The organism is Pseudoalteromonas sp. RW-H-Ap-1 (genome assembly GCF_048318575.1).
Classification (GTDB): Bacteria; Pseudomonadota; Gammaproteobacteria; order Enterobacterales; family Alteromonadaceae; genus Pseudoalteromonas.
Genome location: NZ_CP166996.1, coordinates 727,905 through 750,269 on the forward strand (window position 1 = coordinate 727,905; position 22,365 = coordinate 750,269).

Sequence of the window (22,365 nt, forward strand, 5' to 3'; positions counted from 1 at the left end):
GTTTGGAGAGATTTCATGGCATTATGGGGCGGACGTTTTTCTACGGGTCCAGATGAAGCGTTTAAACAGTTTAACGATTCACTTCCGTTCGATTACCAGTTAGCAGAGCAAGATATTATTGGCTCTGTGGCATGGGCAGGCGCACTTGAGCAAGTGAATGTGCTATCTAACGACGAGCACAAAAAGTTGGTATCGGCACTTTATGAGTTACTTGAAGAAGTAAAAGCAGATCCACAAGCTGTAGCAACCTCAGGTGCTGAGGATATTCATTCTCATGTTGAAGCTGCGCTAATTGAAAAAGTGGGTGATTTAGCTAAAAAATTACACACAGGTCGAAGCCGTAACGATCAAGTTGCTACCGACTTTAGGTTATGGTGTCGCGATACTGCCGATCATATTTTAAAAGCAATTGCACAATTAAAAGCTGAATTTATTAGTTTGGCTGAACGTGAGCTTGGCACAATACTGCCTGGTTATACGCACTTACAGCGGGCACAGCCCGTACTGTTTAGCCATTGGTGTATGGCTTATGTAGAAATGCTTGAGCGTGATGAAAGCCGACTAAAAGATGCCCAAGCACGAATGAATTATTGCCCACTCGGCAGTGGTGCACTTGCGGGCACTGCATACCCGATTGACCGCCATGCACTTGCACAAGGGCTAGGCTTTACCGGTGCGACTAAAAATAGTTTAGATGGCGTATCTGATCGTGACTTTGTTGTTGAACTATTAAGCTGTGCGTCTATTTCTATGATTCACTTATCGCGGATGTCTGAGGACCTGATTTTTTATAACTCGGGAGAAGCTGGTTTTATTGAACTGGCCGATAATGTGACCTCGGGTTCATCTTTAATGCCACAGAAAAAAACCCAGATGCATTAGAGCTAATTCGTGGCAAAACAGGGCGGGTGTTTGGTGCGTTTAGCGCAATGATGATGACTCTAAAAGCACTGCCACTTGCTTACAATAAAGATATGCAAGAAGACAAAGAAGGCATTTTTGATGCCATGCCAACGTGGCTTGCGTGTATTCATATGGCACAAGCGTGTATTAAAGGCATAAAAGTTAAAGCAGATAAAACGCTTTCAGCGGCAAAAGGTGGCCACGCAAATGCAACCGAACTGGCTGATTATCTAGTGGCTAAAGGTGTTCCGTTTAGAGAAGGGCATCATATTGTTGGGGTATTGGTGCAACTAGCCATTAGTGAAGGTAAAACGCTTGAGCAACTTTCACTAGAGCAGTATAAATCAGTAAACCCAGTGTTTGAAGATGACGTGTATCCGGTACTTGAAATTGATGCCTGTATTAAAGCTCGTCAAGCGCTTGGCGGTACATCACTAGAGCAAGTAAGCAAAGCGGTGAAGGACGCGAAAAAAACAGCAAATAACGGTTCGTGATGCAAATTTAGATGATGTGGAAGCGATAGCTAAACTCGTACAGCACTGGGCAACAGTCGGCGAAAATTTACCGCGAGCTAAAAGTGATATGGTGCACTCAATTAATGAGTTTGCCGTAACCGAGATAGACGGTCAGGTATCGGGTTGTGCTTCACTTTATATTTACGACACAGGATTAGCTGAAATACGTTCATTAGGCATTGATCCTAAAAGCGCAGTAACGGGGCAGGGAAGAAAACTGGTCGAACACTTATTAGTAAAAGCCAAAAAGTTGGCACTTAATCGTGTCATTGTTCTGACTCGTGTACCTGACTTTTTCGAAAATCAGCGGTTTAGTTTCTGTAATAAAGAGAGCCTACCTGAAAAAGTAATGAAAGATTGCGAGCTATGTTTACGCAAAGAAAACTGTGATGAAGTCGCAATGGAATATATGTTAAAGCCAAGTAATAGCATGGAGATCCCCTGCAAAAACGTGGCTTGAGCAATCCCTAGGATAAAAAACGCACGGTGACCCCGATGCGTTTTTTTTACTAAAAAAAGTAACTTTAAATTAATATACTAGTAATTTAAAGTTGGCATATCGTTTGCACTTTACTTGTGTGCGTGTTGTTGAGTCAATTAACCAACATAGATTAAACGCGACTGCAGTTATTTACTAACTGCTGCAGGTGGTGTGATTTAAATTTGCGCCAATAATAAAATTTAATACTCAAGAGGATTAATCACATGCAAATTTCAGCGAACAGCCAAGTACAAATGCAAGCATACAATAAAACGCAACAATTAAAGCCTGCAATGGAACAAACTGCTAGCCCTAAAACCCTACAATCTGATACAGTAAGTATCTCTCAAGAGGCAATGGCTGCAGCTGGTGCAGAACTTCAGCGTGGTGGCGTTATACTTGATACTAGTAAGCCTAAGTAACATTAAAGGTCATGAATGTTTTTAACTGAGTTTTTTGGTTTTTTTCGCTGTCAGCTTTTTCAAGCTGGGGTTTTTTGATGGCGTTTTTCTTTAATGCTTTTGTATTTTCATTAGGCATTAAAAGGGATACTACCTTATTACTCAGTTCATTTATTATGATGACTTCTTACACTTTATCTGATTATTTCTTTACTTGGTTATCAATAGAAAATTCACTATATTTAGACTGGGCTCTATACGATTATGCGACTATAGCAGCTTTGATACTAGCCTTTGTTTTGTTTAAAAAGACAACATACTCTTTTCTGTACATTATTTTAGGTCTCTTTATAAACTCTATACTTAGTCTATTTATGTATTTTGATATGTACCTTAGTAATAATCGTGAGCCTTGGTTTCTATGGGATATATATACTTTTGGCGTTAATATTATCGATTTAATAATGATTGTGGTTTTAATTGTAGATCGAGACTTTTTAGGTCTTCATAAATTAAAAAATAAACTTTTCAAAGGCTCAAATATCCAACCAGAAAACAATTTTTCGTAAACATGTATATCAGTTATACCCTTGGCGAATATGTAAGCGCATTCATTCAGTGGGGCTTCTTGATGGCTTTCCTGTATTGTTTTGTTAAAAGTATCAATACCCCACATAAATCTTCTCTATATTTAGCTGCAATAATGCTTTGCTCATATGTATTAAGTGACTATCTATATATTGAGCCATGTTTATCTTAATTGGATAGCTTATGACTTTTTAACCATTGCTTTTATTGTTTTTGCGATTAAAAGAGCAAAGGTTACTCCATCTTTATCTGCATATTTCATCATTATTGGCTTAATCATAAATAGTGTATTAGTTGGTTTTATTTATTATGACTTATACATTCTTGGGAATACTCAAGAATGGTGGTTTTGGAGTTTTTACTCTATTTCTATAAACTTGATTGATATATTAATGATAGCCTCTTTGGTAATAAACTTAGATTATGTGAATATCAATCGAGGTGTAAAAGCATTAAAACCTTCAGTTAAAAATGGTATTTTAAATGGATGACTTCTTGCTCAGTCCATATGTATCTCTTTACCTCGGCGCATTTGTTCAGTGGGGCTTTTTAATGGCTTTTTTATACTCATTAGTCACGAGTATAAATGAACCCAAAAAAGAGGCTTTATGGCTATCGCTAATCATGTCAATTTCATACTCTTCAAGCTTGTTCATTGATATTCAAAATATTTCTTACACGCAACTATTACTTTTTGATTTAGTGACGATCTTGGCTATTTTAGTTGTAAGTAACTTCATAAATAAAAATGCTATAACTTCTTATCTATTATTAGGACTGAGCATAAACTCACTGCTATTTTTTGGTATGCATTTAGATGTGCTAGTCTTTAATAACAGCACACCATGGTGGTTCTGGTCATTTTATTCTTTGGGAATTAATCTGATGGATTTTGTGATGATAGCTATTTTCTTTATTAATAAAGACTTTTTGGGTTTAGTGAGGCTTAAGAACGCTCTGTTTCCAGTAAGAGCGAAGCTACCTAGCGCAATGTAATGATACGCTAGGTGTTGTGTTTAATGCTTGGTTTTCCCCAGCCTAGATTGCAGGGCTTTCATTACTATGGTGTCAACAAACTCACTCACATCCCCGTTATGGCGCGCAACTTCTTTTACCAAGGTTGATGATATAAAAGTATTACGCTCAGCAGGTGTTAAAAATACACTTTCTAAATCAGGGTTTAAACGGCGGTTCATATTTGCGAGCTGAAATTCATAATCAAAATCAGAAACCGCTCTTATGCCTCTGATCAGTACATTTGCATTATGGTCGCGAGCTAAATCTGCTAGCAGCCCTGAAAAGCCAATGACCTTTACATTATCTAAATGGCTTAAAATTTCATTCGCTAAATCAACGCGTTCTTCTAAAGTAAAACACGGTTTTTTACTTGGGTTATGAGCAATAGCAACAATAACGGTATCGAACATTTTAGCCGCACGCTGAATTAAATCAGTGTGGCCGTTGGTAAGGGGGTCAAATGTGCCTGGGTAGATTGCGGTCACTTTCATAATATTTACTGTGTTATTATTTTTAGCCGTAGTGTAGCAGTGTTTAGTGTGCAAAGCAGCCTTGTGAGTAAATTGTGAAGAACTTCATGCCTTGATTGTTTTAACGCTGACTATTTGTTTATACTAGGGCCTGTTTACCTTTCAGGATTAAAATTTGTTCTAACTAGGGACGATTTAATCGTGGCGCGAGGTTTGTAACCTAGTGGGCTAAGTAAAAGCCGAGCAACAAAGAGTTAATCGTCCCTAGGACGAACCTTCAGGCAGCGCGTGTTTGGTATTTATGCTGCGTTATCGCCTATTTATGGGGAATAACCACACTACATAGGCTCTGCCTTGCCAAAATACCAAACACACTGCTGCAAATTCAACCTCGAAAGATAAACAGGCCCTAGCGGATTGTTTTAATGCAGCATCGTATTTTCGAAAATTGAGTAATGAGTATATGAATACCAAGGATAAAATAATTCAAACCAGTATTTCATTGTTTAATGAACATGGTGAAAGAGCAATATCAACTAATCATATTGCATCGAGTTTAGGTATGAGTCCGGGTAATCTTTACTACCACTTTAAAAATAAAGAAGACATTATTCGCCATATATTTGCACTTTATCGCGATCATTTAAGTACTCATTTTAAGCCAGTTGATAAAGACGACGATGCATTTAGTCATCTTGGTCCTTATTTAGATTCGCTATTTGAATTAATGTGGCGCTATCATTTTTTTTACGACAACCTTGGCGATATTCTCGCTCGCGATAGCCATTTAAAACAGGGTTACATTGATTTTCAGCAGGAGTTACTTGAGCAGGTGCGTAACATCATTTTGGCCTTGCGGGATAGCGAAATTATTGCCATTGATGAACAAGATGCTATTGAGCTTGCTCATACGCTAAAATTAACGGTCAGCTTTTGGACACCCTACATGAAAGCAAGAAGACTAAGTGGTGTGCTGGTTGAGCAAGACATTTACCCTGGTATTGTAAAAGTACTGACTTTATTTAAAGCCTACAGTACCGAGAAAAGCGCAAATAAAATTAATCAGTTAAGAGAAAAGTACACCCTTTTAGCAAATTCAGCTCCCCAGAACCCTTAAGCCCGTTAAGTTGGTTAGTTCCTAGGCGTTAATTTTTTTGCTATAATCCGCCGCGCCCAATACCTGGGTGCGCGAATTCCCGCAGTCTAAGAGTTAAACTATGCTTAAATTTATCGTCAAACTTCACCCTGAAATAGCCATTAAAAGCCGTTCAGTCCGTAAACGCTTTACTAAAGTGTTAGAAAATAACATTAAAATTGTATTGCGTCGTGTTGACGAAAAAGTACAAGTACGTAATAACTGGGATAACATTTCAGTTGTTACAAAACTAGATGATGCCCAAACTCGCCTTGATTTTATTGATAGCTTGCAGCGTATTCCAGGCATCGTACAGTTTATTGAAGTGACCGAAACAGACTTTAAAACCCTTGATGACATTTATCAAAAAACCATTGCGTTAGTTGGCCACACTATTATTGGTAAAACCTTTTGTGTACGTGCTAAGCGCATAGGTCAACATGATTTTACTTCAACTGAACTAGAGCGCTATGTTGGTGGCGGGCTAAATCAACATGTTGAAGGAGCTCGAGTAAAACTAAGCCGCCCTGAGGTAACGATTCGTTTAGAAATTAAAGACGAAAAAGCCTACATAGTAACGCAAACGCATTTAGGAATGGCGGGCTTTCCACTGCCAACACAAGACGATGTATTATCGCTTATGTCTGGTGGATTTGATTCTGGCGTTGCCAGTTACCAGATGATCCGTAAAGGCGCTCGTACACACTTTTTATTCTTTAACTTAGGTGGTGCTGCCCATGAAATTGGGGTTAAGCAAGCGAGTTACTATCTATGGAAACAATACAGCTCTACGCATAAAGTTAAGTTTATTACCGTTGATTTTGAACCGGTTGTTGCTGAAATTTTAGAAAACGTTGAGAACAGCCAAATGGGTGTTGTGCTTAAACGTATGATGATGCGAGCGGGTAGTGCCGTTGCTGAAAAACTAAATATTCAAGCTTTGGTAACGGGTGAAAGTATAGGTCAGGTGTCTAGTCAAACCTTAGCTAATTTAAGCGTGATTGACCGTGTAACCGAAACGCTGATTTTACGCCCACTTATCCAACATGATAAGCAAGAGATCATTAATATAGCGCGCCAAATAGGCACTGCAGAAATGGCAGAGACGATGCCTGAATACTGTGGTGTGATCTCTAAAAAGCCGACGGTTAAAGCTAAAATTGAAGTCATTAAAGCAGAAGAAGAGAAGTTTGATTTTGATGTATTAGATACTGTTATTGATAACGCCCGTGTTATGGATGTGCGCGATATTGATGTTGAAGCTAAGCAAGAGCTTAAAGAGGCTGAGTCAGTTACAGAGTTACCAGAAGGAGCGGTTGTTGTTGATATTCGCTCACCTGAAGAAGAAGATGCCGCACCGCTTGAAATTGATGGTATTGAAGTTATCCACTTACCGTTTTTCCGTTTAGCAACTAAGTTTGGTGATTTACCTAAAGGCAAAGACTATTACTTATATTGCCAAAAAGGGGTAATGAGCCAGTTACAAGCGCTTATTCTTCACGAAGAAGGCTTTACTACTGTAAAAGTCTATCGTCGTTAATGGCTAAATATATTAGGGCCTGTTGACCCTTTAAGGTTAAATTTGCAGCAGTCTGTTTGGTATTTAGGCAAGGCAGAGCCTATGTGGTGTGGTTATTCCCCATAAATAGGCGATAACGCAGCATCAATGCCAAACAGGCGCTGCCCTTCGGGTTCTGCCTAGGGGCGATTTACTCTTTGTTGCTCGGTTTTTACTTAGCCCACTAGGTTACAAACCTCGCGCCGCGATTAAACCACCCCTAGTTTGAACAAATTGTAATCCGCAAAAGTCAACAGACCCTAGATGCGCGGATTTATTCCGCGCTTTTTTTGCCAGAATTTCAGCAAGTAAAGCGTCGTTATACGGGGTCGCAATATTATGTCGTTTGCCTTGCTCACTAATATAACCACAAATTGCCATGATCTCAGTTTGCCTATTATGCATAACGTCTTGATGCATAGATGAGTAATTCTCTGCGGTTAAACTCATTACCATATAGGCACGCTCTAGGGCATCAATAAGCTTAATATTAAGTTTAAGCGCGGTTGCAATATGGCACGCTTCAGTTAATAAATTAATAATTGCGCTACTGTACTGTGGCGCACGTAGCTGGCCATTTTTTATATTGTACAGAGCGGTTAATGGATTTATAGCAATATTAACCAGTAGCTTTTCAAACCGCAGTTGCTCAATATTGTTGTTAACAATTAATTGCGGAATAGTGTGTAATTGCGCACTAAGCTGTTGAATATTTTGCATAGCTAGTTGATTACAGCCCCCTAATACACTTTGCCCGTTTCCGGTATGCTGCACAATATTAGGGTTTGACTTAAATCCAGCCATGCTGGTGGTTAAAAAGTACAACGATTGCTGCTTTGTTAACTGTGGATTTAATTGTTCAACATTACCCATGCCATTATGACTCATTACAATATGGGTATTATTGCCAAGATAAGGTTTTACTTGAGCATAGGCTTGTTGCACTGCAAACGCTTTAACAGTGAATAAAACAATGTCAAACTCGGGAGCTTGAGTTAATTGCTGTTGTGAGATGAAAGTAGCGTTAATTTTTTCACAAGGGGCATCACCACGGCTATAAAAGCGAGTGTTAAGGGTGCCTTTTTTAGTAAGAATATTAACAGTGTGATGTTTCGCTAAAAAATGGCTAAATAACAAGCCAATAGCACCATCACCAACAACAAGTATGTTAGCCATAACGCTTCTTTTTACGCAGTGTTAATAGCGCTTTAGCTAAAAAGTAGCTCGCCGCACCAATAAAATCGGCAACAAAATCGGCCAGTGATGCTTGTCTATAAGGGAGGCTATCTTGCATAATCTCTATTGCGGCACCATAGCCGGCTAACAGCAATATTTGTGCATATAAAGGCAGTTTAAAGGCTTTATCCATAATAATGGCAAGTAAAAAGAAAATACCAAAATGCGCCACTTTATCTACATGCGGAAATAAGTTTGCAGCCCCTTTTACCTCTTTAGCAAATAAGAAGGTAAATGCGACAATACTAATTAAAAAAATAGCTTGGTAAACACGCCTCGTCACAAAAAATCCTAAAATCGTATAAAAAAGAAGCCTCAGTATATCAAACTAAATTAGTATCGCACCTGAACAAGATGCAGAAAAGTGTAAAGATTTATCATTTTAACGTTATAATTGCCGCATAAAATTAAGATTAGCTAGTTAGGAGAACATCATGCCTTCATTTGATATTGTATCTGAAGTAGAAATGAACGAAGCACAAAACGCGGTTGATAACGCCAACCGTGAATTAGAGACACGATTTGATTTTAGAGGGGTCGATGCCTCAATTGAATTAAACGATAAAACAATTAAATTAAAAGCTGAAGCAGATGCTCAAGTTATGCAGTTGTTTGATATTTTAGCTGGGAAAGTTTCTAAGCGTGGGATGGATGTTGCGAGCCTAGAACTTCAAGGGATTTCTCGTGCAGGTAAAAATGTTTTTCGTAACGTTGCGCTAAAGCAGGGCATCGAAAAAGACATGGCTAAAAAAGTCGTAAAAGCGATTAAAGATTCTAAAGTAAAAGTGCAAGCGGCTATTCAAGGCGAAGAAGTACGCGTAACGGGTAAAAAGCGTGATGATTTACAAGCTGCTATGCAAGTTGTACGCACTGCCGATTTAGGTCAGCCATTTCAGTTTAAAAACTTCCGCGATTAATTTATTGTTTCGAGCTAGGCACTATAGGCGCTTAGTTCAAAGCAACATGTATTTAGCCAAACACGTTATATTGTTTGGCTTTTTTATTTTTGAATCTATGATAATTACCGAACCCCGAACCCCGAACCCCGAACCCCGAACCCCGAACCCCGAACCCCGAACCCCGAACCCCGAACCCCGAACCCCGAACCCCGAACCCCGAACCCCGAACCTCGAACCTCGAACCTCGAACCCCGAACCCCAAAAATCAAATTGTAGATGTTTAGACGTCCGTTGACATTTTTAAGTAAACAGATAACAATAGCAGCCTATTTTCAAGGTGCTTGCTAAACACTTCAAAGGTGTGATTTTTTTAGTAGGATAATCGGGAAGTTGGTGCGTTTTCATTGATGAAGTCAATCCCAACACTGCCCCCGCAACGGTAAAGTTATGCTGTATTTAACTATGGCAACTGAGTCCGGAGACCGGCCTTGATGTAATCTTACTTACTAACATCTTTGCGGTGGGCAGAGATAGGGAACATCATGATAAATAAAACTGCATTGGGTGTGGCTATTTCGGCTGCGCTGTCTTTTTCTGCATCTGCAGAACAAACCATTGAAAAAATAACCGTTACTGCGAATAAATTTGAACAACCTATAAATGATGTATTAGCAAGTGTGGCAGTTATCGACCGCGCTGATATTGAAAAAGCGAATTATCGAGACTTACCTGCAATATTAAATACCATAGCTGGGATTGATATTGTTCGTAACGGCGGTTTAGGTCAAAAGGCAGATATATTTGTTCGCGGCGCCAGCGCTAAATATACCTTAGTACTAGTTGATGGCGTAAGAGTGAGCGATGCAAGCTCAGGTAGTGTATCGCTGACGAATATTCCAGTTAATAGTATCGAGCATGTTGAAATTATAAAAGGTGCCAGAGCGACTATTTATGGCTCAGACGCGGTAGCCGGAGTGATTAATATTATTACCCGTAAAGCCTCAAATAACTCGCTTTCGGCTACTTTAGGCAGCCATAGCTACAGTAATTATCAGCTTGCTGGTGGGCTTGTAAAAGAGGCGGTGAGCTTTAATTATAATCTAGGCTACGAAGAGACAGATGGTTTTGATATTACTGGCAAAGACCCTGTGGCTGAATATACCAAAGATCACGATGATGATGGCTACAAAAATAAAAACATTGGCTTTAATTTAGCGTATGAACTGGCTGAACTAGGTGAGTTGAGCTTACAGTCTCAGTACAGTGAAGGTGAAGCGCAGTATGATAACGCATGGGGTAACGATGCCTACGATTTTGAAAACTATACCGCTAAGCTAGGCTGGAAAAAAGCCTCAGAAATATATACCCAAAGTATTTCATTGAGTGTATCGCAAGAAGAAAATACCCAAACAGGCACTGATGTACAGCAAGTGTATAGCACAGAGCGTGTTGAGTTTGAATACCGCGGGCTTTATAGTCTAACGCAAGAACTTGATTTATCAGGTGGTTTTAATTATCTATCTGAGGATTTATCAAACTCGTCAGCAACGTCATCAGAAGAAAAACGCGATAACAACGCATTGTTTATAGGCGCGTTTTATAGTCATGAACAATGGTTAGCAAATGCGGTTATCAGAACCGATGATTATGATTTTCACGGCCGTGCAAATACTTACAGTACTGGGCTTGGATATAAAGCCAATCACTACGTAACGGTACGTTTAAATCATGGTACTGCATTTAGGGCGCCGTCTTTAATTAATGCGTTTGTAACTAACAGCCCATACTACCTACCAAATAATAATATTAAGCCTGAGGAAGCCTTAAATAATGAGTTTGGTGTTACCCTAGAAACTCAATGGGGGCGTTATGATATTGCTATTTTCGATAACCGTATCAATAATTTAATTAGTAATAATTATGATGCAGACTCAGGTAAATATATTGCAACTAACATAGATAAAGTATCTATGCAGGGGCTAGAATTGTCGGCTGAGTTTTCAGCGTTAGGCTTTGAACACTCTGTTAATGTTAGTTTTTTAGATGCTACAGATGAAAAGACGAATACAGATTTACCACGCAGACCCTCTGAATCGTTTAATTATCAACTCGCCAAATCATGGGGCGATTTTGATGCCAGTTTAGATATGCAATATCGCTCATCGCGTCCATCAATTGCGTATTATGATTCTGAACTCGCTAGCTATACGGTATTTAATTTAGCAGCCAATTACCAGTTGCTTGAGAATTTATCGTTAGCTGCTCGAATAGAAAATATTACTGATAAAGAATATTTTACTGCAGCAACAAGGTTTGCTGCCAGTGGTGAGCTATTAGGTTATAACAGCGCAGGAAGAACTTTCTTTGTGGGGGCAAATTACCAGTTTTAATTATCACTTTTAGTTGCCGAAAATCAAATAGCCCAGCAAATTGCTGGGCTATTTGGTTAGCGCTTTAAAGCATTTTACTCACTTAAAAACTCGCTAAATTCGGTTTCAAACTTGTGCAACTTAGGCGCAATTAAAATACTACAGTAGCCTTGTTCTGGGTTTTCATTGTAGTAGTCTTGGTGAAAATTTTCAGCAGGGTAAAAAGTGGTTGCTGGGCTTACCTCTGTTACTATAGGCTCACTAACATGAGTTTGCAGCTCTGCAATAACGGCCTGTGTTTGCAATTGTTGTTGCTGATCATGGTAATACACAACGCTGCGGTATTGAGTGCCTATATCGTTACCTTGGCGGTTTAACTGGGTAGCATCATGCAAAGTGAAAAACATCGCGAGTAGGGTTTCAAAGCTTATAATGCTGGCGTCAAACTCAACCTTAACCACTTCGGCATGCCCACTGTTGCCTGTGCAAATGGCTTTGTAGGTTGGGTTATCAGTATGTCCACCCGTGTAACCAGAACATACACTGAGTACCCCTCTAACACGCCTAAATGCCGCGTCAATACACCAAAAACAGCCGCCGCCTAGTGTTGCTATCTGTGTGGTCGAACTCATAAGTACTTCCTCAATTGTATGGTTATATGCACCAGAAAATAGCGCCGTAACAGCTAATTACGACGCTCAGAGTGACTTAGATCTCTTTAAGTGGTTTTTCAGCTGCTTGTTTATCCAGCTTTTGCTGTAAAAACTCTGGTGATTGCGTATTACGTGCTAAGGCATAATAAGCAGCAGGTACTACAAACAGAGTCAGTATGGTGGCAACCGTTACGCCGGTAAATACCACCACACCAATAACCATTCGGCTTTCTGAACCCGGGCCTGAGGCCAACACCAAAGGCACAGCACTCATAACTGTGGTTAGGGAGGTCATAATAATAGGACGTAAACGCTGTGTAGCGGCCTGTAAAATGGCTTCACTAAATTCTACGCCTTTATCACGTAACTGGTTGGTAAATTCAACGATCAGGATACCGTTTTTTGCACTTAACCCAATGAGCATTACAATACCGATTTGGCTGTATATGTTAAGTGTTAAACCCATACTCCACAGCCCAAACATGGCGCCCATTAAGCCCAGTGGCACAGTTAGCATAATAACAAGCGGGTGTATAAAGCTTTCAAACTGAGCAGCGAGCACTAAAAAGGTCACGGTCAATGCCAGCACAAACACGTAGGTCATAGCTGAGGCACCTTCATAAAACAATTGTGACTCACCTTTGTAATCAATGGCGCCATCAATGTCATTTTCTTCTGCGGCAACATTGTTTAAAAAGTTTAGTGCTTGTTCTAGCGTATAGCCATCAGCTAAGTTGGCACTTAGAGTAATTGCACGCATACGGTTATAGCGATTTAAACGCGAGGCGGTGGCTTCTTCTTTCAAGCTTATAAGGCTGTCGAGTGGCACCAATTCATTGCTGCGAGATTTAAGGTAAATATTTGAAATATCAGTAGGGTTTGCAAAGTCTTCTTTAGTTCCCTTTAAAATTACATCGTACTCTTCACCGCGGTCAATAAAAGTGGTTACACGGCGTTGGCCAAGCATGGTTTCAAGTGTACGTCCCACATCCGAGACTGATACGCCTAAATCAGCGGCTTTATTTTTATCAATACTGACTAAAAATTGTGGGAAGGTTTCTTTATAATCATGATCAATGCGCACTAACCCAGGGTTTTTCTCTGCACGTTTAATAATTCTATCGCGCCAATCAGCTAGCTGAGCATAATCATTACCTTGTAAAACAAACTCTATCGGTCGCGATGAACCACCACCGCCAATACCACGGCGCATAATTGCAAAAGCACGTACATCGGTGACTTCTTGCATTTTACCGCTTATTTCATCCATAACTTCCCAGGTTGAGCGTTTGCGTTTATCCCAATCCGCCATACCAACAATGGCTACACCACCACTGCCACCCCAACCTGGAACTCGCACTAAAACTCGGCTTAGTTCGCCAGATTCAGAGTAAGGCATTAAGCGTTCTTCTATCTTTGCCATATTAGCGGCATTATTCTCATAGCTAGCCCCTTCAGGGCCATTCATAAGTACAAAAAAGGTACCACGGTCTTCTTTAGGGGTAAGTTCAGACGGTATTTGTAAAAATAATGAATAACTAACGAACCCAGCCAAAACTAAGCTCAGCATTAAGCCCCATTTACGGGTCATGTTTGATGCTAAAGCGTTGCGGTATCCATTTTCTAATTTAGTAAAAAAGCGATCCATTACTTGGCTAAATTTACTTTCTTTTTCAGAGGCCTTTAAAACCTTTGAACACAATGCCGGAGAGAGCGTTAATGCTGTAATACTGGAGAAGAATACGGCTGCACTCACTGCCATTGCAAACTCTGTAAATAGCGCGCCTATTCGTCCTTCCATAAACACTAATGGTACAAACACAGAGATCAGCACTAGAGTGGTGGCTATAATTGCAAAGCCCACTTCGCGGGCGCCGCGATAAGCTGCTAATAAAGGCGGCTCCCCAAGTTCTATGCGGCGGTGAATATTCTCTAGCATTACAATGGCATCATCTACTACTAAGCCTATTGCTAATACTAGTGCCAGTAGAGTTAATAAGTTAATAGAGTAACCCATTGCTAATAAAAACATAAAACTACTGACTAGGGCGACCGGTACGGTGACCGCAGGAATGAGTGTGGCACGAATATTCCCTAAAAATATAAAGATAATGAGTACCACAAGCCCCATTGAAATACCCAAGGTTTTGTATACCTCGTTAATGGACTCTTTAATAAATACGGAAGAGTCGTAACTGTCTTCTATAGTGGTGCCTTCTGGTAAGTTACGCTTAATTTTTTCCAGTTCACTGCGGGCATTATCAACTACAGTAAGGGTATTCGCTTTGGCTTGTTTAACAATACCCATGCCAATCATATTACGGCCATTTCCGCGGAATAAACTTTCATCATCGGCGGCTTCAAGCTTTACGTCAGCCACTTCGCCTAGACGTACTAAATAACCATCTTCACCTCGTTTAATTACAAGATTTTGAAAATCGCGTTGGTTTTTGTAACTGCGTGCAGTGCGCACAGTAAAATCACGGTCTACCGATTCAATTTCACCCGCAGGAAGCTCTACATTTTCACTACGCAGCGTTTGCTCTATATCACTAGAGGTAATGCCTCGGGCTGCCATCGCTTGGCGGTTGAGCCATACTTTCATAGCATACTTTCGCTCACCCCCAATACGCACATTTGATACGCCATCAACAACAGCTAAACGGTCAACAATAAAACGTTGTGCATAATCAGAAAGTTGTAACGAGTCCATGGTTTCACTATTAAGTACAAACCATGCAATAGGGCTTTCATCACTGTTTGACTTTGATACCTCTGGAGGGCGCACTTGCTCTGGTAGGCTATCAAGTGCCCGTGCAACACGTTCACGCACATCATTAGACGCATCGTCTATGTCACGGCTAATATTAAACTCAATGGTAATGTTTGAGCGGCCATTACGACTCGATGAATTAATGCTTTTAATACCCTCAATACCTGAAATACGGTTTTCGATAACTTGGGTTATTTTTGTTTCAATAATTTCAGCAGATGCACCGGTATATTCAGTACTAATATTTACAATCGGTGTTTCAATATCTGGATACTCACGCAAAGGCAGCATACTAAAAGCAACTAAGCCAAAAGTGAGTAACAGTAAGTTAATAACAATCGCAAAAACGGGGCGTTTGACACTAGTATCGGTAATTTTCACGTGTTACCCCTTAACGCTTACTTTACTACCAGAGCGAATTTTGATTATTCCCTCGGTAATAATCTGCTGGCCGTTCTCTAACCCTTTGTCTATCGCAACCCAGCCATTGTTTCTACTTGCAACATGCACCTCTTTTCGTTTTGCGATGCCATCTTCAATTTGAAAAACATAATGTTTATCTTGCAAAGGAATAATTGCTTTTTCAGGCACCATTAGCGCTTGATTGCTGCTTAGCTCTAGTGCAGTTTTAAGAAGCATACCAGGGCGGAGTAACCCCGATTTATTAGTAAAACTGGCTGTTACTTCTACACTGCGAGTGATTGAATCAATGCGTGAGCTTATATGAGTTACTTTACCGCTAAAGGTTTGATCAGGATAAGCATCGTTTTGAGTGCGAACCGTCATTCCGTTTCTCAGTTGAGCTAAATACTTTTCAGGCACTTTAAAATCAACTTTTATGATACTGATATCATCTAAGGTTGTTATTATTGTACTGTTACTAATATAAGCGCCTACCGATATTTCACGTTTGCCCAATAACCCAGAAAAAGGCGCGATAATAGCCATTTCATCGAGTTTAGTTTTGGCACTTTCAAGTTGAGCTTCACTGGCGTCAACGCGGGCAAGCTGTTCTTCAAGTAACGACTTGGCAGTCGCTTGTGAGCGAGAAAGTTCAGTAAGTCTTGCTAGTTGGCGTTTTTCTTCTTGTAAATTAATGCTAAGTTCTTTTACTGCAAATTGTTCTTGTTGATTTTGCAGTTGCACTAACTTTTGTCCTTTGCTGACCAAGTCGCCATCTTCAAAGTAAATACTGGTGACATAATCGTTTTGTGCACTTTTAATGTAAATAGCCTGATTAGCACGAGCACTGCCAATGGCTTCAATCATAATGGCGTTTTCTTGCGACTCGACAGTGTGCGCTGAGACTTGCGTTGTCATTGCCGAGTAATCAGCTTGCTCGCCCTGTGATGCAGGCAAATATAAATAAACGCTAAAAATTATTAGTACCGAAATAATAAATGGAAATAGGGCTTTGCCTGATTGTTTAGAGTGCATGGTTTTCATACCTGAAAATAGATTGTAAGTATTGTACGAAATCAGGACAAAAAAAGGCGGTTATGTGTCTCATTAATTTGTGCGTTAGGCGTAAAAATAACTGATACTTAGTCATTGCGCATATTTAACAGTAATAATAGGAGTTAATTGATGAACTTCAAAACATCATGCAAACGCTGTTTAACACTGAGAAATTTAGTATTGTGGGCTATTATTATGTTTATCTTTTATATGGCGTTTTTTCAGTATGGCTAATATAAAAAAACAAATACTTAAATACCGAGCGCAAGGCGCTAAAAATGGGATTGAAATACTGGTCGTAGGTAGCATTGGCTTGATTTTTATCATGCTATTTAATTTATTGCGTCCAGGTGAAATCAGTATTATTGAAATTTTTTTAGTAAGTTTATGTATTGCAGCAATTTTAATTGGTTTTTTTAAAACACAGGAACCTTTTTATAGTATAATTTTAACTGAGCAGCAAGTAACATATCAGCATAAGTACGGGCAGTGGACTTTACACCAAGAAAATATACACCATTGCGGCATTCCTAAAGTTGATAACGGTATTGATCATCTTGAGCTTAACGCGATTGGTATTAAGTTAAATGATATAGATACATTTTTAGCTGCTTTAGCCCCAAGAATTGCGGGTAAATTACTAATAGAACAACGGCACTTGTTTATGCAAGTTGTTCAAAAAAATTGCAAAAATGGGCATTGCCCATCAGAATGGTTAGTTGAAGATAGTAAATTTAGGTCAAAAAAAGGAATTGACTACAATGGGCTTATAGCGATGTTTGCTAATAGGGCTAAGCATCTTCAGCTTTTAACAGGGTATGACTTACTGTTACCAGCCAGTGTAATAGAAAGTGATATTTGGGAATTTTGCGCAAATTTAAATAAATGGAAGCGTGATCCCTCTCAGTTTATAAAGTCGCAGTGCGAATAATAATATAAGCACTCACTGCGGGATTAGGAATAACTATGAGCCAAGACAGATCTTTTATTAAAAGTGGTCGAAACACCATAATTCACAAAGACAGAAAACTAGATTTAGTGATTGTTAATGGTGAGGAACATCCTCGAATTAAAGTAACAGCAAATGGCCTTGAACCATTTAAAGAAGAGCTGCCAAAAAACCGCCGTGATGCAAAAGAGCGCTACTTAGATATGGTTTATATTGCAAGTCCAGATGTATTTAGCGAGGAAAAACAGTTGTTGTTTATTCAATCCTTAGATGGCCGCGAATATAAAGTAGATTACAGTAAAGTTGGCACTAAGTTATTTGTTCGTATTCATCAAGATAGCTATTTATAATTTATAATTTATAATGGCACTTTTTTTGCTTCACAGTCTTATTAGATAATTTTAAGACACAAAGGTGCTTAGTATGAGAGCAATTTCGTTAATACCACTTATGTCATGCTTGCTTTTGGCTGCATGTGGAGGGGGAGACGGTGCTGATAACAGTGATATTAAAACGTCAGTATTTGCTGGTAACGATCTCCAAGTTGTAGAAAAATCAGAGTTTACTATTTCTGCAAAAGGCTCTCCTGCAGATGGTACATTTACTTGGCAGCGTGTAAGCGGTCCTATTCTAGATGTATTTCCGCTTGAAGGGGCTGAACAAACCATCACTGCACCGGATGTAAAATCTGACAGTGAATTGGTCTTAAGAGTAAGCTATCAAACATCAGGCGGTAGTTTGGTAAATGACGAATTAAGTGTTTTCATTGCCTCTAATAACCAGCTTCCTCTTGCTGTTGTTACTCAAGTTGCTCCTGCAAATTTGCCCTCAGTTTATAAAGATACTGTAACCCTTAGTGGTTTAACTTCCACAGACCCCGATGAAAATGGCGAAATTAGTAGTTACTTGTGGCAATTATTATCGGGACCTGATTTAACAATTGATAGCTATACCAATCCAACGCTTAGTTTTCCTCATCCATTATTAGAAAATAACACCAACTTAAAATGGCAACTCACCGTAACGGATGATGAGGGCGGCGTATCTGCATCACAATTTGATATGACTCTCAATAAAACAGCCCAAGTGATTATTGCCGATGCGGGGGCAGACCAAACTGTAGAAGAGTTTGATAGGGTTATTTTAGATGCCACTGCAAGCGAAGCGGCAACTCAGACTTACCAATGTAGGTGGCAACAACTTACCGGAAATACCGAAACTCTTCTTGAATCGCAGTCATGTACTGCTAGCTTTTTCGCCTCTGATATTGATTTAAATGCAACGCTTAGCTTTGAAGTACAAGTTATGGACTTAAAAGGGCGTACCGACACAGATACTGTATTTATTGATGTAACACCTAAAGCGCTTGGGTTAATAAACGATACTGGGCTGGGTGAGTGTTATAACAATACTCAACGTATTAATTGTAATAATGATGAGTTTCCAGCTCAAGATGCTGATCTTGGGCGCGATAGTTTTGCCAATCGTTTAGGTAAAGTGGGTAAAGGGAATCTTGCTTTTGATTACACCAAACTTAATGAGTTTGCCGATGAGCTTCTTGATGATGCGTCGAACTTTAGCTGTATTCGCGATAATACTACCGGCCTTGTCTGGGAAGTGAAAAGCCCTTACTCCGGTGTGTTACCAAATACCTCGCTGCGTGATGGACAAAACCGCTATATTTGGCAAGGGTCTGTTAACAGTGGCGATGTAACGGGTAGTGCTAATACTACGTGCCCAAACAACACTGATTGTGGATTGCAAACCTATATAGATGAAGTTAACGCGCTTGATTTTTGTGGTGGCAGTAATTGGCGTTTACCCACTTATACTGAGCTGTTAGGTTTAATCGACTACGGTAAACAAGGGCAAAATGTATTGATAGATACTGCATTTTTCCCTAATACACCATCGACTAACAGTGTAGGGCATTTACGCTACTGGACTTCACAAACCGCGGTTGATGGTGCCAGTTTATCTCAGGCTTACACTATCGATATGATGGATGGTAACGATTTAGCCTATCCAAAAGATAATACCGCTTACGTGCGCTTAGTTAGAAATCGTTAAGGTGATTATTATGAAATTAATTAAAGTCTCTATGTTATTAGCCTTAGGATTGAGCCAGTCACTTGCAGCGCAGCAGTGTTATGAAGAAGTTGCGACTAGCGATGATACCGATCGATTTGTGATTAATATTGATGGCACTGTGTCAGATACTAAAACAGGGCTGATGTGGCAGCGCTGTAATTATGGCCAAGTTTATAATAGCGAAACAACTAGCTGCGATGGTGATACTCAGCCACTAAATTGGCAAGCTTCACTTAAAGGCGCAGTTAATGACAGCACAGCAGATTATAACGACTGGCAAGTACCAAGTATTAAAGAGTTAGCTAGTATCGTTGATCACCGTTGTACCGACCCAAGTATTGATGCGGATATTTTTTTAGCAACGCAGTCGCAAAATTATTGGTCTAATACCTCGGGTATTAGTAATATAAATTCGGCATGGGTTTATCAATTTTCCAGTGGTTTAAATAGCTTACATGCTAAAACAAGTAACGTATATTTACGCCTAGTACGCTATGAGAAGTAGTTAATTAGGGTCTGTTGATCTTTCAAGGTTAAATTTGCAGCAGTCTGTTTGGTATTTAGGCAAGGCAGAGCCTATGTGGTGTGGTTATTCCCCATAAATAGGCGATAACGCAGCATCAATGCCAAACAGGCGCTGCCCGAAGGGTTCTGCCTAAGGGCGATTTACTCTTTGTTGCTCGGTTTTTACTTAGCCCACTAGGTTACAAACCTCGCGCCGCGATTAAACCGCCCCTAGTTTGAACAAATATTAATCCGCAAAGATCAACAGACCCTAATGTATTAGCGAATCTAAAAATGCGCTTTTATTTACTTTAGCCTTTTTATTTACACTATTTTAATAATAAAGCCTGGTTGTAGTTGTCACCCAGGCTATTTTTTTGCCATTATAGGCCGTGAATTAACGACCAAGGACTATAAAGGTGTATTTAAGCTATTTTGGTTTACAAGAAAAGCCATTCTCAATTTCGCCTAACCCCCATTACTTATTTTTAAGTGAACGCCACAAAGAAGCATTAGCACACCTTACTTATGGGTTAGGTGAAGACGGTGGTTTTGTGCTGTTAACAGGTGAAGTGGGTACGGGTAAAACCACCATAACGCGTAGTATGTTAGAGCGACTGCCTGAAAATACCCAAGTAGCAATGATCTATAATCCTGCGTTATCAGAACTTGAACTGTTAGCCAGTATTTGCGATGAATTACAAATAACTTACGACGCCAAAAATGCAACCCTGAAAAGTTTAACGGATGTCATTAAAAAGCACCTTGAGTTTAATAATAAAGCGGGGGGGCATACTATTTTGATTATTGATGAAGCACAATTGCTTGCCCCTGATGTGCTAGAACAACTGCGCTTATTAACCAATATTGAAACGGATCATAAAAAGTTATTACAAATAGTATTAGTAGGGCAGCCTGAGTTACAGGTACTTCTAAAGCGAAATGAGTTAAGGCAACTGGCACAGCGTATTACTGCCAGATATCACTTGTTAGCACTAACACCAGGGCAAACCATTGCTTATATTCAACATCGGCTGCATATTGCAGGTTGTGATAAGAAAATATTTTCAGTGGAAGCAATGCAAATGGTGCATCAGCTCACTGGCGGCGTGCCCCGATTAATGAATCTGGTGTGTGAACGCGCATTAGTAGGCGCATTTTCTAAACAACAAGAAACTGTTGGCAGTGATATTGTTAAACAAGCGGCGAGTGAATCTTTACCTATCGACTTTATTGCAACAAATAATAAAGTGAGTAAAACAACAGGTTCAATTTGGCCTTATAGCGCTGCTGCGTTAATGCTTTTTGGTACAGGAATTGGCCTGTCTTTTATTTTTTAGTTAGGTGATTCATGTCTTATTTATTAGATGCGTTAAAGCAGTCAAAGCACGATACCATGAGCGCTGAGCAATATGACTTGCAAGCGCAACAATTAAAACAACAACGCCAGTTGATGACCTATCGTCGAATTAGTTTTTTACTCGCAGGAAGTTTATTGGCAACGGGTATATTGGCTTGTGGCTTCTTTGTCGGCAAGTGGGCGCAACAAGAAAATGTAACCGTTAAAAATGAGCCTGTTCAAAATGACCTTAGTCAAAAAGAGTCAGGGGTTGTAGAAAAACCCACAAGCTCAGAGGAAGTACAAAGAACGGTTGCTCAAACAGTAACAACCCCTCAAGCGCCCATTGTAGCAGCTGCGCCTAACAACTCTGTGCCGCTAGCAGGGCAGTTGGTTTATGTACAAACCCCAACGGGTGTGCAGCAAATGTTGCTGACGCCACAAGGACAATATTTACCTATGAGCGTTAATCAAGCGTCTCAAGGGCAAACGCAAAATTTCTCGACGCAGAATAACGCTTCATCTAGCTTTCAATCACCGAGCAGCCAACCGCAAAGTGTACCAACTCAATCAGCAAAAAGAACACTCACTGCAGATGAGTTGAGTAAATACAAGGTGTTAGGTAAACCACTTAATCAAAATGTGCCTGCGCAGCCAGAGTCAAATAATGAACTTGATACGGTTCCCGACACGCTGAAAAATGCGTTTGCGCAAGCCGTTAATAGCACAGAAACAACAGCCGACTATGAAGTAACTCAAGGCTCTCGCCTTTCATCACGAGTACAGCCTGTTGAGCTACTTCCTGATGGCTTACAAAGTATGTTACCAAGCATTAAATATCAGGCACATATTTATTCTTCAGCGGCGGATAAACGCTGGATAAAGCTCAATGGCAGAGAGCTATATGAAGGGGAGTCTATTGGTGCGTTGAAGGTATTAGAAATAGCGCCTGATCAGAGCGTACTTGATTTTGATGGTTATGAATTTAGCTTAAAAGCCCTGCAAGATTGGCCACAATAGTGGCCA

20 protein-coding genes, 1 pseudogene and 1 riboswitch are annotated in these 22,365 nt (G+C 39.8%); of the genes and pseudogenes, 15 read left to right on the top strand and 6 right to left on the bottom strand.

Going from position 1 to position 22,365, the window contains the following annotated elements; all coding sequences use genetic code 11:
• The first annotated feature begins 15 nt into the window (after positions 1–15).
• From argH to AB8618_RS03415, 5 genes and pseudogenes are all read left to right on the top strand, one after another.
• Positions 16–1,878 (top strand): annotated as a pseudogene (gene argH / locus AB8618_RS03395) (argininosuccinate lyase).
• Between the two features lie 245 nt (positions 1,879–2,123).
• Entirely contained in the window at positions 2,124–2,321 is a 198-nt protein-coding gene (locus tag AB8618_RS03400) for a hypothetical protein (protein WP_290170983.1), read from the top strand.
• 77 nt (positions 2,322–2,398) lie between these two features.
• The gene (locus AB8618_RS03405) at positions 2,399–2,869 is read left to right on the top strand and encodes a hypothetical protein (RefSeq protein WP_409424833.1); all 471 of its coding nucleotides are present in this window, start codon (positions 2,399–2,401) and stop codon (positions 2,867–2,869) included.
• Between the two features lie 171 nt (positions 2,870–3,040).
• Positions 3,041–3,379 carry a hypothetical protein gene (locus tag AB8618_RS03410; protein ID WP_409424834.1) on the top strand — a complete coding sequence of 113 codons (339 nt, stop codon included), beginning with the start codon at positions 3,041–3,043 and terminating at the stop codon, positions 3,377–3,379.
• Entirely contained in the window at positions 3,372–3,884 is a 513-nt protein-coding gene (locus AB8618_RS03415; protein ID WP_409424835.1) for a hypothetical protein, read from the top strand. Before AB8618_RS03410 ends, AB8618_RS03415 begins: the two co-directional genes overlap by 8 nt.
• Before the next feature lie 20 nt (positions 3,885–3,904).
• Here AB8618_RS03415 and coaD read toward each other — a convergent pair whose 3' ends face one another.
• Entirely contained in the window at positions 3,905–4,396 is a 492-nt protein-coding gene (gene coaD, locus AB8618_RS03420; protein ID WP_024601870.1) for a pantetheine-phosphate adenylyltransferase, read from the bottom strand.
• A gap of 442 nt (positions 4,397–4,838) precedes the next feature.
• Here coaD and AB8618_RS03425 point away from each other — a divergent pair, with 442 nt between their 5' ends.
• On the top strand, positions 4,839–5,492 hold the full coding sequence (locus tag AB8618_RS03425) for a TetR/AcrR family transcriptional regulator (RefSeq protein WP_413401378.1): 654 nt from the start codon (positions 4,839–4,841) through the stop codon (positions 5,490–5,492).
• Positions 5,493–5,592: 100 nt separating this feature from the next.
• Positions 5,593–7,050: a tRNA uracil 4-sulfurtransferase ThiI gene (gene thiI, locus AB8618_RS03430; protein WP_075170684.1), complete on the top strand. Its 1,458-nt coding sequence runs from the start codon at positions 5,593–5,595 to the stop codon at positions 7,048–7,050.
• A gap of 207 nt (positions 7,051–7,257) precedes the next feature.
• Here the strand turns inward: thiI and AB8618_RS03435 are convergent, their stop codons facing one another.
• Together AB8618_RS03435 and AB8618_RS03440 are read right to left on the bottom strand one after the other, a co-directional pair.
• Complete coding sequence (locus AB8618_RS03435; RefSeq protein WP_409424838.1) at positions 7,258–8,244, bottom strand: ketopantoate reductase family protein; 987 nt, start codon at positions 8,242–8,244, stop codon at positions 7,258–7,260.
• Positions 8,237–8,587, bottom strand: a complete 351-nt coding sequence (locus AB8618_RS03440; protein ID WP_008113182.1) for a VanZ family protein — start codon at positions 8,585–8,587, stop codon at positions 8,237–8,239. The genes AB8618_RS03435 and AB8618_RS03440 overlap by 8 nt, the downstream gene beginning before the upstream one ends.
• Before the next feature lie 151 nt (positions 8,588–8,738).
• Here AB8618_RS03440 and AB8618_RS03445 point away from each other — a divergent pair, with 151 nt between their 5' ends.
• Together AB8618_RS03445 and AB8618_RS03450 are read left to right on the top strand one after the other, a co-directional pair.
• On the top strand, positions 8,739–9,221 hold the full coding sequence (locus AB8618_RS03445; RefSeq protein ID WP_413401380.1) for a YajQ family cyclic di-GMP-binding protein: 483 nt from the start codon (positions 8,739–8,741) through the stop codon (positions 9,219–9,221).
• A gap of 322 nt (positions 9,222–9,543) precedes the next feature.
• Positions 9,544–9,709, top strand: a riboswitch (cobalamin riboswitch).
• A gap of 36 nt (positions 9,710–9,745) precedes the next feature.
• Entirely contained in the window at positions 9,746–11,593 is a 1,848-nt protein-coding gene (locus tag AB8618_RS03450) for a TonB-dependent receptor domain-containing protein (protein ID WP_418157333.1), read from the top strand.
• 74 nt (positions 11,594–11,667) lie between these two features.
• Here the strand turns inward: AB8618_RS03450 and msrA are convergent, their stop codons facing one another.
• From msrA to AB8618_RS03465, 3 genes are all read right to left on the bottom strand, one after another.
• Positions 11,668–12,204 (bottom strand): peptide-methionine (S)-S-oxide reductase MsrA, encoded by a 537-nt coding sequence (gene msrA / locus AB8618_RS03455; RefSeq protein WP_413401382.1) that lies wholly within the window; start codon positions 12,202–12,204, stop codon positions 11,668–11,670.
• A gap of 76 nt (positions 12,205–12,280) precedes the next feature.
• Positions 12,281–15,379 (bottom strand): efflux RND transporter permease subunit, encoded by a 3,099-nt coding sequence (locus tag AB8618_RS03460; RefSeq protein ID WP_413401383.1) that lies wholly within the window; start codon positions 15,377–15,379, stop codon positions 12,281–12,283.
• 3 nt (positions 15,380–15,382) lie between these two features.
• Positions 15,383–16,435 carry an efflux RND transporter periplasmic adaptor subunit gene (locus AB8618_RS03465; RefSeq protein ID WP_413401384.1) on the bottom strand — a complete coding sequence of 351 codons (1,053 nt, stop codon included), beginning with the start codon at positions 16,433–16,435 and terminating at the stop codon, positions 15,383–15,385.
• Between the two features lie 247 nt (positions 16,436–16,682).
• Here AB8618_RS03465 and AB8618_RS03470 point away from each other — a divergent pair, with 247 nt between their 5' ends.
• The 6 genes from AB8618_RS03470 (at position 16,683) to AB8618_RS03495 (ending at position 22,359) form a co-directional block, all read left to right on the top strand.
• Positions 16,683–17,387, top strand: a complete 705-nt coding sequence (locus AB8618_RS03470; RefSeq protein WP_413401385.1) for a DUF2982 domain-containing protein — start codon at positions 16,683–16,685, stop codon at positions 17,385–17,387.
• A gap of 35 nt (positions 17,388–17,422) precedes the next feature.
• Complete coding sequence (locus AB8618_RS03475) at positions 17,423–17,755, top strand: hypothetical protein (protein WP_010391054.1); 333 nt, start codon at positions 17,423–17,425, stop codon at positions 17,753–17,755.
• A gap of 73 nt (positions 17,756–17,828) precedes the next feature.
• On the top strand, positions 17,829–19,475 hold the full coding sequence (locus AB8618_RS03480) for a PKD domain-containing protein (RefSeq protein WP_413401386.1): 1,647 nt from the start codon (positions 17,829–17,831) through the stop codon (positions 19,473–19,475).
• A 10-nt stretch (positions 19,476–19,485) separates the two neighbouring features.
• Positions 19,486–20,001, top strand: coding sequence for a DUF1566 domain-containing protein (locus tag AB8618_RS03485; protein WP_409424847.1), 516 nt, complete (start codon positions 19,486–19,488; stop codon positions 19,999–20,001).
• A gap of 418 nt (positions 20,002–20,419) precedes the next feature.
• The gene (locus AB8618_RS03490; RefSeq protein ID WP_413401388.1) at positions 20,420–21,340 is read left to right on the top strand and encodes an ExeA family protein; all 921 of its coding nucleotides are present in this window, start codon (positions 20,420–20,422) and stop codon (positions 21,338–21,340) included.
• Positions 21,341–21,351: 11 nt separating this feature from the next.
• A complete protein-coding gene (locus tag AB8618_RS03495) occupies positions 21,352–22,359 on the top strand; it encodes a general secretion pathway protein GspB (RefSeq protein ID WP_409424849.1) in 1,008 nt (335 codons plus the stop codon).
• The last annotated feature ends 6 nt before the right edge of the window (positions 22,360–22,365 follow it).